This window comes from Ruegeria sp. YTSC230 (assembly GCF_059609665.1).
This window is the reverse complement of the sequence record NZ_JBXWMC010000001.1, coordinates 330,312-344,646: the sequence shown is the minus strand read 5'-3', so window position 1 is coordinate 344,646 and position 14,335 is coordinate 330,312. Positions and strand designations below refer to the sequence as shown.

At 57.7% G+C, this 14,335-nt stretch carries 15 protein-coding genes; 5 read left to right on the top strand and 10 right to left on the bottom strand.

What is annotated here, in order from left to right:
• The first annotated feature begins 16 nt into the window (after positions 1–16).
• Positions 17–781 (top strand): adenosylcobinamide-GDP ribazoletransferase, encoded by a 765-nt coding sequence (gene cobS / locus AC2FD9_RS01615; protein ID WP_496835062.1) that lies wholly within the window; start codon positions 17–19, stop codon positions 779–781.
• Here the strand turns inward: cobS and AC2FD9_RS01610 are convergent.
• The 6 genes from AC2FD9_RS01610 to AC2FD9_RS01585 form a co-directional block, all read right to left on the bottom strand.
• Complete coding sequence (locus AC2FD9_RS01610; protein WP_058277667.1) at positions 778–1,545, bottom strand: potassium channel family protein; 768 nt, start codon at positions 1,543–1,545, stop codon at positions 778–780. The two genes, cobS and AC2FD9_RS01610, sit on opposite strands and share 4 nt — an antisense overlap.
• Before the next feature lie 116 nt (positions 1,546–1,661).
• On the bottom strand, positions 1,662–2,180 hold the full coding sequence (locus AC2FD9_RS01605; RefSeq protein WP_058277666.1) for a CarD family transcriptional regulator: 519 nt from the start codon (positions 2,178–2,180) through the stop codon (positions 1,662–1,664).
• Positions 2,181–2,465: 285 nt separating this feature from the next.
• A complete protein-coding gene (gene fdxA, locus AC2FD9_RS01600; RefSeq protein ID WP_058273871.1) occupies positions 2,466–2,804 on the bottom strand; it encodes a ferredoxin FdxA in 339 nt (112 codons plus the stop codon).
• Positions 2,805–2,870: 66 nt separating this feature from the next.
• Complete coding sequence (locus AC2FD9_RS01595; protein WP_496835059.1) at positions 2,871–3,236, bottom strand: RNA-binding S4 domain-containing protein; 366 nt, start codon at positions 3,234–3,236, stop codon at positions 2,871–2,873.
• A gap of 6 nt (positions 3,237–3,242) precedes the next feature.
• A complete protein-coding gene (locus tag AC2FD9_RS01590; protein WP_496835057.1) occupies positions 3,243–6,041 on the bottom strand; it encodes a helicase-related protein in 2,799 nt (932 codons plus the stop codon).
• A gap of 22 nt (positions 6,042–6,063) precedes the next feature.
• Complete coding sequence (locus tag AC2FD9_RS01585; RefSeq protein ID WP_496835055.1) at positions 6,064–6,633, bottom strand: tetratricopeptide repeat protein; 570 nt, start codon at positions 6,631–6,633, stop codon at positions 6,064–6,066.
• 69 nt (positions 6,634–6,702) lie between these two features.
• Here AC2FD9_RS01585 and AC2FD9_RS01580 point away from each other — a divergent pair, with 69 nt between their 5' ends.
• From AC2FD9_RS01580 to AC2FD9_RS01570, 3 genes are all read left to right on the top strand, one after another.
• Entirely contained in the window at positions 6,703–6,993 is a 291-nt protein-coding gene (locus AC2FD9_RS01580) for an SCP2 sterol-binding domain-containing protein (RefSeq protein WP_058273875.1), read from the top strand.
• Positions 6,993–7,976, top strand: a complete 984-nt coding sequence (locus AC2FD9_RS01575; protein WP_496835053.1) for an alpha/beta fold hydrolase — start codon at positions 6,993–6,995, stop codon at positions 7,974–7,976. Before AC2FD9_RS01580 ends, AC2FD9_RS01575 begins: the two co-directional genes overlap by 1 nt.
• A 68-nt stretch (positions 7,977–8,044) precedes the next feature.
• Positions 8,045–9,865: a M3 family oligoendopeptidase gene (locus AC2FD9_RS01570; RefSeq protein WP_496835052.1), complete on the top strand. Its 1,821-nt coding sequence runs from the start codon at positions 8,045–8,047 to the stop codon at positions 9,863–9,865.
• Here AC2FD9_RS01570 and AC2FD9_RS01565 read toward each other — a convergent pair whose 3' ends face one another.
• The 3 genes from AC2FD9_RS01565 to AC2FD9_RS01555 are packed head-to-tail and all read right to left on the bottom strand — an operon-like array spanning position 9,866 to position 12,069.
• Entirely contained in the window at positions 9,866–10,753 is an 888-nt protein-coding gene (locus AC2FD9_RS01565; protein ID WP_108858883.1) for a DMT family transporter, read from the bottom strand. It abuts the gene before it with no gap.
• A 13-nt stretch (positions 10,754–10,766) separates the two neighbouring features.
• Positions 10,767–11,036 (bottom strand): DksA/TraR family C4-type zinc finger protein, encoded by a 270-nt coding sequence (locus tag AC2FD9_RS01560; RefSeq protein WP_108858884.1) that lies wholly within the window; start codon positions 11,034–11,036, stop codon positions 10,767–10,769.
• Between the two features lie 58 nt (positions 11,037–11,094).
• Positions 11,095–12,069, bottom strand: coding sequence for a Gfo/Idh/MocA family protein (locus AC2FD9_RS01555; protein WP_108858885.1), 975 nt, complete (start codon positions 12,067–12,069; stop codon positions 11,095–11,097).
• A 224-nt stretch (positions 12,070–12,293) separates the two neighbouring features.
• Here AC2FD9_RS01555 and AC2FD9_RS01550 point away from each other — a divergent pair, with 224 nt between their 5' ends.
• Positions 12,294–13,364 (top strand): fasciclin domain-containing protein, encoded by a 1,071-nt coding sequence (locus tag AC2FD9_RS01550; protein ID WP_108858886.1) that lies wholly within the window; start codon positions 12,294–12,296, stop codon positions 13,362–13,364.
• A gap of 41 nt (positions 13,365–13,405) precedes the next feature.
• Here the strand turns inward: AC2FD9_RS01550 and rpoH are convergent, their stop codons facing one another.
• A complete protein-coding gene (gene rpoH / locus AC2FD9_RS01545; RefSeq protein WP_058273882.1) occupies positions 13,406–14,302 on the bottom strand; it encodes an RNA polymerase sigma factor RpoH in 897 nt (298 codons plus the stop codon).
• Positions 14,303–14,335: the final 33 nt, after the last annotated feature.

Below are 14,335 nucleotides of genomic sequence, written 5' to 3'. Positions count from 1 at the left end.
CCCGAAAGGCGCGGGAGTGAACAAAAACGACACCAAACTGTTTTCCGCGTGGGATTTTCCGCTGTCGCTGGTCCTGTTGACGCGTCTGCCGATGCCGCGCCTGCCGGAATACCTGTTTGCGCGGCAGGCCAATGCGGCCTGGGCTTTTCCCTTGGTGGGGCTGGTCGTCGGGGCGTTTGCCTGTGCCGTCGGTTGGACGGCCGGTGCATTCGGCCTACCTGCATTCGCCAGCGCCGTAATACTTGCGGCGGTGCTAGTGATCGCCACAGGCGCGATGCACGAAGACGGGCTTGCGGATACGGTCGACGGGTTCTGGGGCGGGTTCACCACCGAACGCCGCCTGGAAATCATGAAGGACAGCCATATTGGTGCTTACGGCGTTCTAACTCTGATCTTTACCCAACTGCTGCGCGTCGCGCTGATCGCGGCGCTTCTGTCGGCCAACGCATTTGCGGGTATTCTGGCGGCCTGCATCGTCTCACGCGCAGTCATGCCTATCCTCATGGCAGCCTTACCCAACGCCAGAAACAGCGGGTTGAGCCATTCGGTCGGCGGCCCAAAGGCCGAGACTGCGGCGACAGGCTTTGGCCTTGCAGTCATCTTATCGCTGCTGCTGATTGGACCAAGCACACTGATGGCAACGGTATTTTCCGCGCTGATTGTTGTAATCCTGGCACTCGTCGCCAATACCAAAATCAATGGACAAACGGGGGACGTCCTTGGTGCCTCGCAGCAACTGGCAGAGCTTGCGTTCCTTTTGGCATTGGTTGCAACGCTCTAAGTCGTCCCGCCTGTTTCGATCCTCAGGGTTTCGCCACAATGCTTGCAGTGAACCGCGTCTGGATCGTGACGGTAAAGGCCACAGTTTGAGCATTTGTGGCGTACTTTCTGCGGCATGAAAATCGCCTGCGCCAACCGGACGAACAACGCCACGCCGACGATCATGATGAAGACCGAAAACAATTTGCCCCCCGGCGTCGCCAGCGTGATGTCTCCGAACCCGGTGGTCGTCAGGGTTGCCATGGTGAAGTAAAGCGCATCGATATAGGCGTGCGGGCTGTTTTCTGGGATGAAGAACACCAGAACAGCGGTGGACGTGGCGAACACGAACACCAACAGGTTGATCGCCGCGATAACTGCATCCTCATGCGTCCGGAAAAAATCGCTGTCCCGCCGCAGATCCCTTAGCAGGTGATAGGAATGGATCAGGCGTAGCGCTCGTAAGATACGCAGGAACGCCAGATTCCACGGTAGAAACAGATCAAGAAACAGCGAAACGATCACAACAATGTCGGCCATCGTGTAGACTTGGCGCAGTAGTTTCCAACGATCCTTCGAAATCCACATCCGCGCCGAGAAATCCAGCACAATGAAGAACCCAATGATCAGGCTGGCAACGGTGAATCCCGTGCCGTGTTCGCCATTTGCCGTAGCGACAAAGAAAACGATGGTGATCGCGTCAAACAGGATCAAGCCATAGCGAAACCAGACGGAAATGGGGTCGTGGCCGATATATAGATATTTGACTGTCTGTTTTAGGTTCACTGTCTACGCGCCTCTTCTTGCTGGAAAATTAGCCGTAAACGGCGCTTTCACCAAGCCATCAACACGAAAAAGCCGCCCCCTTTCGGGAGCGGCCAGAAAATTGACTGGAGAAGCGATCAGGCAGCCGCGGCCGCGCGCGAGGTCAGAACCTCATCAATCTGCTTGGCCGCCGATACTTCACCTGCGCCGGACACAGCCGCGACTTCGCGGGTCAGGCGTTCCAGCGCGGCTTCGTACAGCTGACGTTCCGAATAGCTCTGTTCGCGCTGGTCGTCAGTGCGGTGCAGATCGCGCACAACTTCAGCGATCGAGATCAGATCACCGGAATTGATCTTTTGTTCATATTCTTGCGCCCGGCGCGACCACATTGCGCGTTTCACCTTGGCCTTACCCTTCAGCGTTCTCATCGCCTGGCTTATAACGTCAGGAGAGCTAAGGGACCGCAAGCCGGATTCGGTAACCTTGTTGGTCGGCACCCGCAGGGTCATCTTGTCTTTTTCAAAAGAAATGACGAACAGCTCGAGCGAGTATCCCGCGACTTCCTGCTCTTCGATCGAGATGATCTGGCCCACACCATGGGCGGGGTAGACAACATAATCGTTCGGGCGGAACTCAAGCTTTTTCGACTTAGACATACAGGTTCATCCTTGGTTACGAGAGAGAGGCAGAGACAACAAAAGACCCCAAACCGTGCCAACATCTGGCCCAGTCAGGCGGTAAGTTTGTCAAAAAATCAGAACTCCAAAGCGTACATACTTACGGAGTCATCCCCATCTCTTTCATCATTCAGTTTCTGAGTATATCACAAAATTGCGACACCCGAAAGTCCGCCCCCCACATTGGTGAAGAAACCCCTGACTTTTCAAAGCGATACAACAGAAGACCGCTATTCAAACTACCTGGTTCAATTACCGAATCGCTTAACCGCCTTCGCCGGGTGCTTCGGAGAAATACTTCTCCATTTTGCCCTCTTCGCCGTCACGCTCTTCCGCTTCAGGCAAGGGGTCTTTCTTGGTCACGATAACGGGCCACTGCTCCGAGAATTTCCGGTTGAACTCGACCCACTGTTCCATTCCAGGCTCAGTGTCGGGACGAATGGCGTCTGCGGGGCATTCGGGTTCACACACACCACAGTCGATGCATTCGTCGGGGTGAATGACCAATGTGTTCTCACCTTCGTAAAAACAATCCACCGGACACACTTCGACGCAGTCGGTGTATTTGCAGCCAATGCAGTTTTCGGTGACGACATAGGTCATTGTGGGATTCCCATTCTCGGTTTGGGCGTCTAGCTAATTCAGTCTGGCCTTCTCTTCAAGGTAGGATCAACCATCCCGGGGGCGAGAAAGATCAAGCGCGCGCCTATCTTTCTTTGTTGGGCGACCCTTTCCCTCAAATCCCGGATTCTTAGGAGGCACGTCCTTCTTTTCCGTCATATCGAAGTATAACGTTTGTGCCTCGGTCGCCGGGCCACGCCGTTCCCCCAGTGCTTCGACGCGTACTACGCGCACGATACGGCCTTGGGGGAAGGTCAGAACGTCACCGGGCCCAATGGACTGTGCCGGCTTCAGAACCCGGTTTCCGTTCAATCGGACATGACCGCCGCTGACCTGTTTGGCGGCCAGGCTGCGGGTCTTGAAGAACCGCGCCTGCCACAACCACTTGTCGATCCGCAGCTTGGCCTCGGCCATCGCAGATCAGTTGCCGTCCTTCAAACCCATAAGCGCTGCTGCAAACGGGTTATCCGGATCGATCGCCTTTTCCTTCTTGGGCGGACGCGACGAGAAGGTCTTGCCACCTTGCGGTTTGCCACCCTTCTTGCCTTGCGGCTTGCCGCGACCATCCTGCGGTTTGCCGCGCGGCTTGCCTTTGCCCGGCCCCGGCCCTTGCCGCTGTTCACGACGCGGAGCGCGATTGGCTGGACGCTGACGACCCCAGGTGAAAGTGTAGAACACCTCAACTTCGGTCTCGTCTGAGGCGGGTTCGCTTGCTGGAGCCTCGGCTACCGCCTCGGTGCTTTCGGTGGCTTCGGCTTCTGCCTCGGGCGCCGGGGTTTCTTCGGCGGCGGGTTGTTCCGTCACATCAGTCGCAGGCTTTTCGGCCTCGACTGGTGCAGCTTTCACCTTTTCACGCTCACCGCGCTCGGCCTTATAGCCCAGCCCTTGCATCAGATCCGCGAACTGCTCAAGCGTCATGCCGGTGATCGACAACATATCGGGCTTGGCCTCGAAACCACCTCGGCTGTCTTCGGCACGCAGCATGTCTGCCAGACGTTCCAGCATGTCGATGCGGATCGAACGCTCGCCGGCATCGCGGTAACCGCACATGGTATCGTAGCCCTCGGGCGCACCTTTGGCGACCGGAACAGTGACCAGACCCGGAGGCGGCGCGTCAGGGAATTCCTGCAATCCACCGGCCAGCGCCCAAAGAACCAGACGCAGACGCGTAGGCGCGGGTTTCAGCAGAAGCGGCATGAAGATTGTGAACTGACCAAACCGGATACCGTGCTTGCGCAGGGCTCCACGGGCGTCCTGATCCAGATCTTTGACCTCTTGCGCAACACCTGCGCGGGGCAGAACGCCCAGCCCTTCAACCATGCGGAAGGCGAACCCTTTGGCCAGACCTGACAACTCTTCGTCGCGCGACAGGTTCAGCAACGGCTCGAACAACGCCGCAACCTTGCGGTCTATGAAGTGCTGCAAACGGCGCTGCACTTTCTGTTCGACATCCGGGCCTGCGGCCTCATCCACAAAAACCTCGACCATCGGCTTGAGAGGCTCTGCCCCGGCAACAAGCTTGCCCACAGCATATTCACCCCACATCAGGCCACCCTGATCGGTAAAATCAATTTCGGTATCGGGCGCGTTATAGAAGCGGTCTGCACGCAGATGGAATTGCGGTGCGAGTGCTTGCAGAGAGGCCGATTTCAAAGCTTTCGCCTCGGTTCCCTGTGCGCTTTTGTCCGGGGTAAACCGGAACCCTTCCAGACGACCGACGAATTCTCCTTCGACGGTCACTTCACCCTTGTCATTTACTTCGGCCAAAAGGGCCTCCTTCTGTTTGAGCCGGCGCAACAACACTGACGTGCGCCGGTCCACAAATCTCTGAGTCAAACGATCATGCAGAGCGTCCGACAGCCTGTCTTCTACAATGCGCGTTTCCGCGCGCCAATGTGATTCGTCACGCACCCATCCGTTTCGTTGCGCAACATATGTCCAGGTGCGAATATATGCCAACCTTTTGGACAGTGCATCAATATCCCCGTCCGTTTTGTCGATGCGGCGGATTTGCCGCGCCATGAACTCGTCAGGGATAGCGCCGCGTTCATGCAGATGACCATAGATCACCTCAAGCAGGCTGGCGTGTTCTGCGTGGCTGATACCGCGAAAATCGGGGATTCGACACACATCCCACAGCAGTCGGACGGACGGCCCATCGCTGGCGCGGGCGATGACCTCGGCCTCCTGAGACAGCGATTTCAGAGCGTTCAGGTCGTCTGCGGGTCGGGCCTTGATCAGATGTTCGCTGTCCGGGCTGACTTCCAACGAGTCGATGAGGGCCTCAACCGAGCCAAACCGCAAAGCGGCATTCCGCCAATTCAGCTTTTTCATCGGCGTGAACCGGCTGTCCATGATCGCCTGCGCGACCCCGTCGTCCAGCGGTGGGGCCTCACCCGTCACGCCAAACGTACCATCAGACATCCCGCGCCCTGCCCGACCTGCGATCTGGGCCAGTTCATTGGGGGCCAGGTGGCGCATCCTACGACCGTCGAATTTGGTCAGCGACGAAAACGCCACGTGGTTCACATCAAGATTCAAACCCATCCCGATGGCGTCAGTTGCAACGAGGTAGTCCACCTCACCGTTCTGATACAGCTCGACCTGCGCATTCCGGGTGCGCGGGCTGAGCGCGCCCATAACGACGGCGGCACCGCCCTTTTGGCGGCGCAGCAGCTCGGCAATGGCGTAGACGTTATCGATCGAAAACCCGACAATGGCACTACGTGCGGGCATGCGGCTTATCTTTTTCGAGCCGGAATAAACCAGCTGAGACATTCGTTCACGGCGAATGAACTGCACTTCGGGCACCAGCGCCGCAATCGGACCGCGCAAAGTGTCAGAGCCCAGAAACAACGTCTCACTCGTTCCGCGCGAACGCAGCAGACGGTCGGTGAAAACATGTCCACGCTCGGGATCTGCACACAGCTGGATTTCGTCGATGGCTACGAAATCTGCGCCCATGCCTTCCGGCATCGCCTCAACAGTGCAGACCCAGTATTTAGCACGCGGCGGAACGATCCGCTCTTCACCCGTTACAAGGGCAACGACCGACGGCCCGCGGATCGCGACGATCTTGTCATAGACCTCGCGCGCCAGCAGACGCAGCGGCAAGCCGATCACACCTGTCCGGTGCCCCAGCATCCGCTCAATCGCGTAATGGGTTTTGCCTGTGTTGGTCGGGCCCAGTACGGCCACGATTCGGGATGACCCGCTCACCTTTGCCCCCTGCCCCAGCTTGTTAGAGGGCCGAGCCCTCGACCCGGGGCTTCAGTCGATTCACGGCATTGGTTACTTCTTCGTGATGGGGATGTATAGCTAAAGCACGCTCATAAGCGTCCAGCGCTTTGTCGGGTCGATCGACGATCTCAAGAATCAGTCCCAATCCGTAGATGGCCTCATAGTTGTTCGGGTTCAGCGTCAGGGCGTATTCCAGATCAGCCGCAGCCATACCGAAACGTTCGATCCCGAAAAAGGCCGATGCCCGCACGTGCCAGGCTTCGGCGAATTGCGGCGCGTGATCAGTCAGCGCAGTCAGATGCTGGATCGCGGCCAGCGAGTCGCCGTCCTCCAGCGCCTCGCGCCCGCGCTCAAGCAACAGATCCGCCGAGGCCGAGCCAGACTGTGCCCACAGCGCCTTGAGCTGACGATCTATGTTCATCGCCTGTTCGGGCGTTGCCTCCGACAGTTGCAGCAATAGTTGTTCCTCATCCTTGGAATCCGCCGTTTGGGCGAAAGAAGGAATGGAAAACGTGACTAGAAGCGCTGTTGCCGCGACGATACCTTTGAGATTGGTGCTTGCAATGCTCATAACAACGTTCAGTGTAGCGCTGCGCCCGCGGATGTCCATTCCCGGCGCACAAACATAGTGAGGAGAATCATGAGCGACACTCTGGAAAAAGCGGCAGCCGCGTTGAACGAAAAACTGTCTGGCGGCGATTTTACCGCGTCGGCAAAATTTGCCATCGCAGATCTGGGCTCAATCGTTCTGGACGCAAGCGGCGCGCGCGTCAGTGACGAGGAAACAGACGTCACCATGAACGCCGATGCGGATACGTTCGAACAAATACTCAGCGGTGAATTGAACCCCACCGGCGCGTTCATGTCAGGCAAGCTGACCGTGGACGGTGACATGGGCGTTGCCATGCAACTGGCATCGGCACTGGCCTGATGGACCTGTCGCCGGCCCCTTTCTTTGCAGACATGGCCGGCGTCCCCGCCGGTGGTCAGGCTCATTGGCTGAACACAGCGGACAACACACGCATTCGGGTGGGCCACTGGCTGCCCGAAGGCGATACCAGCGGCACGGTGATGATGTTTCCCGGCCGCACCGAATATATCGAAAAGTACGGCAATTGCGCGGCCGAGTTTACGGATCGCGGCTTTGCGTTTTTGGCTGTCGACTGGCGCGGTCAGGGCCTGGCCGACCGGTTACTGGATGACCCGCGCGTCGGGCATGTCGAGCAGTTCACGGACTATCAACAGGACGTTCAGGCCACGCTGGACCTGGCAACCGAACTGAACCTGCCGAAGCCTTGGTTCGTGATCGGACATTCCATGGGCGGGGCTATTGGTATGCGCGCGGCTTTGGAAAAGAACTGCTTTGCCGCCTGTGCCTTTACCGGGCCGATGTGGGGCATTTTCTTTACCCCGATCATGAAACCGCTCAGCCGTCTGACAGCCTATTGGGGGCCTAGGATCGGGTTGGGGGAAAAAACACCACCGACCACATCCTTGGAAAGCTATGTGGCCTCCCAACCGTTCGAGGGTAATGTACTGACCCGCGATCCGGACATGTTCCAGATGATGAAAGATCAACTGGCTGCACAGCCCGAGCTGGCGCTTGGCGCGCCTTCGACAATCTGGCTGCGCGAAGCGTTGGATGAATGCGTATGGTTGATGGACCAGACCGCACCGGATACGCCGTGTCTTACCTTTCTGGGCAGCCATGAACAGATTGTCGATCGCAAGGCTATCCGCGCCCGCATGGCGAACTGGCCGAGTGGCACTTTGGTCGAAATCCCGGATGGCGAGCACGAAGTTCTGATGGAAGCGCCCGACGTGCGCGGGCCGGTCTTTGACCAGTTGACCGCTCATTTCAAAGCCGCGCAAACTGACGCGGTGCCGGAACCGGTTCTGTCTTCCGAAGTCTGATCACGCACCGCTTGTGATCCCCGTCTCGCGCGCCTAGATGTTGGCGAAAGCTATTATCGAGGTGATCCATGCGCGACCTTCCCTTTCCCGTCCGAGACGCAAATGCTGCCGGAGGTGCCGGCAATCTGGGCAACCTGCCGGAATGGGATCTGACCGATCTCTACACCTCAGAGGACGCGCCCGAACTGTCCCGCGATCTGGACTGGTTGGAAAAGGAATGCGCCTCGTTTGCCGAAGACTACGAGGGTAAGCTGGCTGATCTGGATGCTGCGGGTCTGCTGACCTGCGTCGAGCGCAATGAGAAGATCAATTCAATCGCCGGGCGCATCATGTCGTTTGCCGGCCTGCGCTACTATCAGCTGACCACAGATGCCGAGCGTGCCAAGTTCCTGTCCGACATGCAGGAAAAGATCACCATCTTCACCACCCCGCTGGTGTTCTTCACGCTTGAGATCAACCGCATCGACGATGATGTCCTGAAGGCGCATTTCGATGTGAATGCCGATCTGGCGCGGTACGAACCGGTCTTCCGCCGCATCCGCGCGATGAAACCCTACCAACTGTCTGACGAGCTTGAGAAATTCCTGCACGACCTCGGCGTTGTTGGCGACGCGTGGGAGCGTCTTTTTGACGAAACCATTGCCGGGTTGACCTTCACTGTTGATGGCGAAGAACTGAACATTGAAGGCACCCTGAACTTTTTGACAGAGCAGGACCGTGCCAAACGCGAAGCAGCCGCGCGCGAGTTGGCCGCTGTGTTTCAGGACAACGTCAAAACCTTCGCCCGTGTCCACAACACACAGGCCAAAGAAAAGGAAATTGTCGACCGCTGGCGCAACATGCCGACCGCGCAAACCGGTCGCCACCTGTCCAACGACGTGGAACCCGAGGTCGTTGAGGCTCTGCGTGAGGCGGTCGTGGCCGCCTACCCCAAGCTCAGCCATCGCTATTATGAGCTGAAACGCAAATGGCTGGGTCTGGATGTCATGCAGGTCTGGGATCGTAACGCTCCGCTGCCGATGGAAGACACCCGCATCGTTGATTGGGATGAAGCCGAAAAGACAGTGATGGACGCCTATACTGCCTTCGATCCCCGCATGGGTGAAATCGCGGCTCCGTTTTTCTCGAAGGGTTGGATCGACGCTGCGGTTAAACCCGGGAAGGCTCCGGGCGCGTTTGCGCATCCGACCGTCACCGAGGTTCATCCATACGTGATGCTCAATTATCTGGGCAAACCGCGCGACGTGATGACACTGGCGCATGAGTTGGGGCACGGCGTCCATCAGGTACTGGCGGCCGATCAGGGCGAGATGCTGTCTTCTACCCCACTGACGTTGGCAGAAACGGCTTCGGTCTTTGGTGAAATGCTGACCTTCCGCAAGATGTTGGACAAGGCCGAAACTCCGGAACAGCGCAAGGTGCTGCTGGCCGGCAAGGTCGAGGATATGATTAACACGGTCGTACGTCAGATCGCCTTTTACGATTTTGAATGCAAACTGCACGCCGCCCGTCGCGAGGGCGAGCTGACCCCGGATGACATCAACGCTTTGTGGATGAGCGTTCAGGCCGAAAGCCTTGGGCCCGCATTTGAATTCATGGATGGGTACGAGACCTTCTGGGCTTATATCCCGCACTTCGTCCATTCACCGTTCTACGTCTACGCCTATGCGTTCGGTGACGGTTTGGTGAACGCGCTATACTCGGTCTACGAAAGCGGTGCGGACGGGTTCGAGGACAAGTATTTCGAAATGCTGCGTGCAGGCGGGTCCAAACACCACAAGGAACTGTTGGCCCCGTTCGGATTGGATGCAAGCGATCCCAAATTCTGGGACAAGGGTCTGTCGATGATTTCCGGCTTTATCGACGAGCTGGAAGCGATGGAAAACTAGTCACTTCTGGCTTTTGGTCGTCAGGAAAATGGCGACCACAATCAACACAGCCCCTAGGGCCGCGACCGGCGTGATTGCGGCCCCCAGAAACAGGGCTGAGTTGATGAACGTGAACACCACGGATGCGGCGAACATCAAGGTCGCGGTCAACGTCGAGACCCGCGCGGCGGCCTCGTACCACAGGTAGTAGGCCAAAGCGGTCGGCAGCACCCCCAACAAAATCAGGAACACGACATCGTTGGCTGCAGGTATCTGCAGTGAAAATGCCGCCAGCGGGACCAAAAGCACACCCGAGCACAAGAATATCCCAAATAGGAAGTTCAGACGTTCTCCGGTCGTTTCAGAATTTCGCATCGCCCGGCTGCTCGAGATTAGGAAAACCGCCCAGCTTAGCCCTGCGCCGATTTCAAGCAAGTCCCCGAACAGGGGCTCTCCACCGCCTTGGAAATCCTGATAAACCGTTAGGAAGACGCCGAAAATCGCCAACCCCGTAGCAAGTATGTCTGTGCGCGTAACGGGCGTGTCGGCAAAGAAATACAAGAAGATCAGCACAAAGAACGGCGCCGTGTTCTCAAGAACCATGGCATTGGCTGCACCGGTATGTTCAAGCCCGATGTGGAACAGGATGTAGTTGACCACAGTGGACAGAACGGCCAGCCGAAAGTTCCAGTCATTCAACCGGATTGAAACAGCGACCCGCATCACGCGCAGCATGCAATAGATGGCGATGGCTGCGATGAACAGGCGCGTTACCGCAATTTGCAGCCCTCCCAGATCGCTGGTCAGGTAGCGGACTATGACGCTGTGCGTGCCCCACAGGAAAGCCGCAAGAAACCCAAGAACCAGCCCGTTTTGCAAGAGTGGCTGCTTCTCTTTGGTGTCGGGCATCCTTGTGCCCCGCTTACTTCAACTGACTGTCTTTAGAACCGCGCCGATTGATGCCGGAACGGCCCTTGAAGGCCCCGTCCCGATCCTGCTGGCAATCCAGGCAGAGTTTAACACCGGGAATGGCAGCTCGCCGCTTTTCTGGAATCGGCTCTTCACATTCGGCGCAATGGGTCCGGCTTTCCCCGACAGGCCGCTTTTGCGCCTGCATCCGGGCCAGTTCGTCCGTAATGGACGCTTCAATCTGTTCGCTCACCGCGCCATCACGCGCCCAACCGCCTGCCATGGTCTCCCTCCTGATCAGGTGACAGCCAGATTAGTCCAGCCGAGCGCTGCGTGGCAAGTCAGAGGGCGACCGCGCCCTCAAACACCCTGTCAATCATTGCCTGCGTTCCGCGCGAGAATTCCAACGGGCATGGGTAATCAGACCCGTCGCGGACTGATTGGCAAAACGCCTCGACCTGAAGCTTGTAGTGATCGTCGCCCGGGAACCGCGTGACCTGAACCTCAAGACCCGGACGATGCAGTTCCACCCGTGCCTCACCAAAAACACGCGCATTGAAAGGCGCGGTCAGGCGGATCACGCCACCCTCGCCATGGAACACCATTTCCTGATGCGGGTGCATCCGGATCGAGACGTAGCTTGAATAGGTAAAATCGGGGAATTGCGCGCGTATCTCGGTGAAGGCATCAATGCCATCTTCCCAGCGGATCGCGGATTGCACCGAAACTGGTTCTTGCCCAGTGGCGAACCGGGCGCTTCCAATCACGTAGACGCCGATGTCACGCAGCCCACCGCCGCCGGTTTCGGCCCGGTTTCGGATGTTGCCGGTGTCCGCCCGATTGTCAAAACTGAACGCGCCGGTCACATGCACAAGCTTTCCGATCGCCCCATCCGCGATCAGTTGCCGTACGAATTGCCACTGCGGGTGGTGCACGATCATGTACGCTTCGGCCGCCAGCAAACCGGTCTGATCCCTCTTTTCGATCAGCGCTTCAAACTCGGGCGCGGACATGGCCATGGGCTTTTCACACAGAACATGCTTGCCGGCATCCAGTGCCTTGAGGCTCCATTCGACATGCAGGTGGTTGGGCAGCGGGATATAGACCGCGTCGATTTTGGGATCCGCCAAAAGGGCGTCATAGCTGCCATAAACCGTCAGATCAGGGCAGTACTGCTGGAACGGCTCAGCCTTGGCTGCGTCCGACGTGGCAAGACCTGCCAACCGGGCCCCGTCCGCCGCGTGAATTGCCGGCGACATGAACTGTCGTGCGAATTTTGCGGCGCCCAGAACGCCCCATTGAACAGGTTGCTGCATACCGCCGCCTCATCCTTTGTTAGCTTGTGCCGTCTCTATCAGGGAATCGCTTTAAAGTCAGGGGGTTCGTGGTGTTTTCCGCCCATTAACGCACGCAAACCTGAGAATTTCTTGATCCGTTTCATTGTCTGCGCCGTAGCAACTATGTCACCGGGTAGTCGGCATTGTCCGTTCAAAGCACCCGGGATTGATGTTGTGACCAACTGGGTGGGAGATTGCCAGACATGCCAACACCGACAGAGACAATTACCGGAACCGTGTTGATGAGCGGAGCCGTCGGCTCGTTCGATGACAACAACGGAGATTTTGACATCCTGCGCGAGGCCGTTGTTGCCGCCGGCCTTGCTGGGGTACTGGATGACCCCGAGGCCAGCCTTACGGTATTCGCCCCGACCGACGCCGCCTTTATCGGACTTGCCCAGGCATTGGGCTATGCAGGTTCGGACGAAGCAGGCGCGTTGGGGCACATCGTCAAGGCGCTGACTCTGTTGGGCGGAGGGGATCCTATCCCCCTGCTGACAGAGGTTCTGAAATACCACGTGGTGAACGGGGAATTCGACCTGGCTGCCGTTGCCGGCCTGGGCGACGGCGCGCAGATCGAAACGTTGCAGGGTTCGTCAGTTGAATTGAACCTTCAAAGCGCCCCACCAAGTCTGGGCGATGCGGATGACGGCATCGCCGATCCGGGTATCATCCAAACCGATATTGAAGCCACAAACGGGATCATTCACGCCCTAAACGGAGTCCTTCTGCCTGTATCGGTTACGGACATTCTGGGTCAGAAGAACACCGATTTCATCCTCGGCGACGACTCGGACGAGTTCTACTTTACCGGGCGCGGTCAGGACTTCGTTCATGGTGGTGGCGGAAATGATGTCATCAATACTGGCCGAGGCAATGATGTCGCGCTTGGAGGCGCTGGACACGACGTGATCTTTGGCGGTCGTGGCAAAGACATTCTGCGCGGTGATGAAGGCGAAGATACGATATTCGGCGGCAGAGGGGCCGATGTGATAGACGGTGGAGCCGATGATGACATCATGTTCGGCGGACGTGGCAAAGACATGTTTGTCATTGAAAACGGGGATGGCGATGATTGGATCGTCGACTTCCGTGTCGGAAAGGACAAGATTGACTTGTCCGGCTACGAAGGCATCGCCGGATTTGAAGATATCGAGGATGATATCTCCGGTGGCTTCTTCCAGACCACCATCGAACTAGGGGACGGGGACAGTATTGTCCTTACGGGCGTTGGAGCCGGACACCTGACCGAAGACAGCTTTATTTTCGCCTAAAGAAAATCAGCCCGCCGTTGTGGCGGGCTGAACCAATGGGGTCAGACAGTACCCAGCATGCCCTTTTCACGGGCCAACTCGCGCATCTTTTTCTGCAGCTTCTCGAAGGCACGAACCTCGATCTGACGAATACGCTCGCGGCTGACATTATACTGCGTGCTGAGCTCTTCCAGCGTGACGGGCTGATCCATCAGACGGCGCTGAGTCAGGATGTCCTTTTCCCGGTCATTCAGGACATCCAGCGCAGCCGCCAGAAGCTCGCGGCGGGCGTCAAGCTCGTCGCGAGCTTCGTAATCGCCGGCCTGATCTGCATCTTCGTCCTCAAGCCAGTCCTGCCATTGCATGGTGCCTTCGCCTTCGGACCCGACGGTCGCGTTCAGCGAGGCATCACCACCAGACATCCGGCGGTTCATGCTGATGACTTCAGCTTCGGTCACGCCCAGATCAGTAGCGATCCGCTTGACGTTTTCAGGACGCAGGTCGCCTTCTTCCAGTGCACCGATACGGGCTTTGGCTTTGCGAAGGTTAAAGAACAGCTTTTTCTGTGCCGATGTCGTGCCCAGCTTGACCATCGACCACGACCGCAGAACGTATTCCTGGATCGAGGCACGAATCCACCACATTGCATAGGTCGCCAGACGGAAACCTTTTTCCGGATCAAACTTTTTGACCGCCTGCATCAGGCCCACATTGGCCTCGGAAATCACCTCGGCCTGTGGCAGGCCATAGCCGCGATAGCCCATAGCGATCTTGGCCGCCAATCGCAGGTGCGACGTGACCATCTTATGTGCAGCTTCAGTGTCTTGCTCTTCGACCCAACGCTTGGCGAGCATGTACTCTTCTTCCGGCTCAAGCAGCGGAAATTTGCGAATTTCCTGCATATAGCGGTTCAGGCCGCCCTCGGGCGTCGGCGCGGGGAGATTTGCGTAATTTGCCATGATTCATGTCCCTCCGACAAATGTTTACTTCGT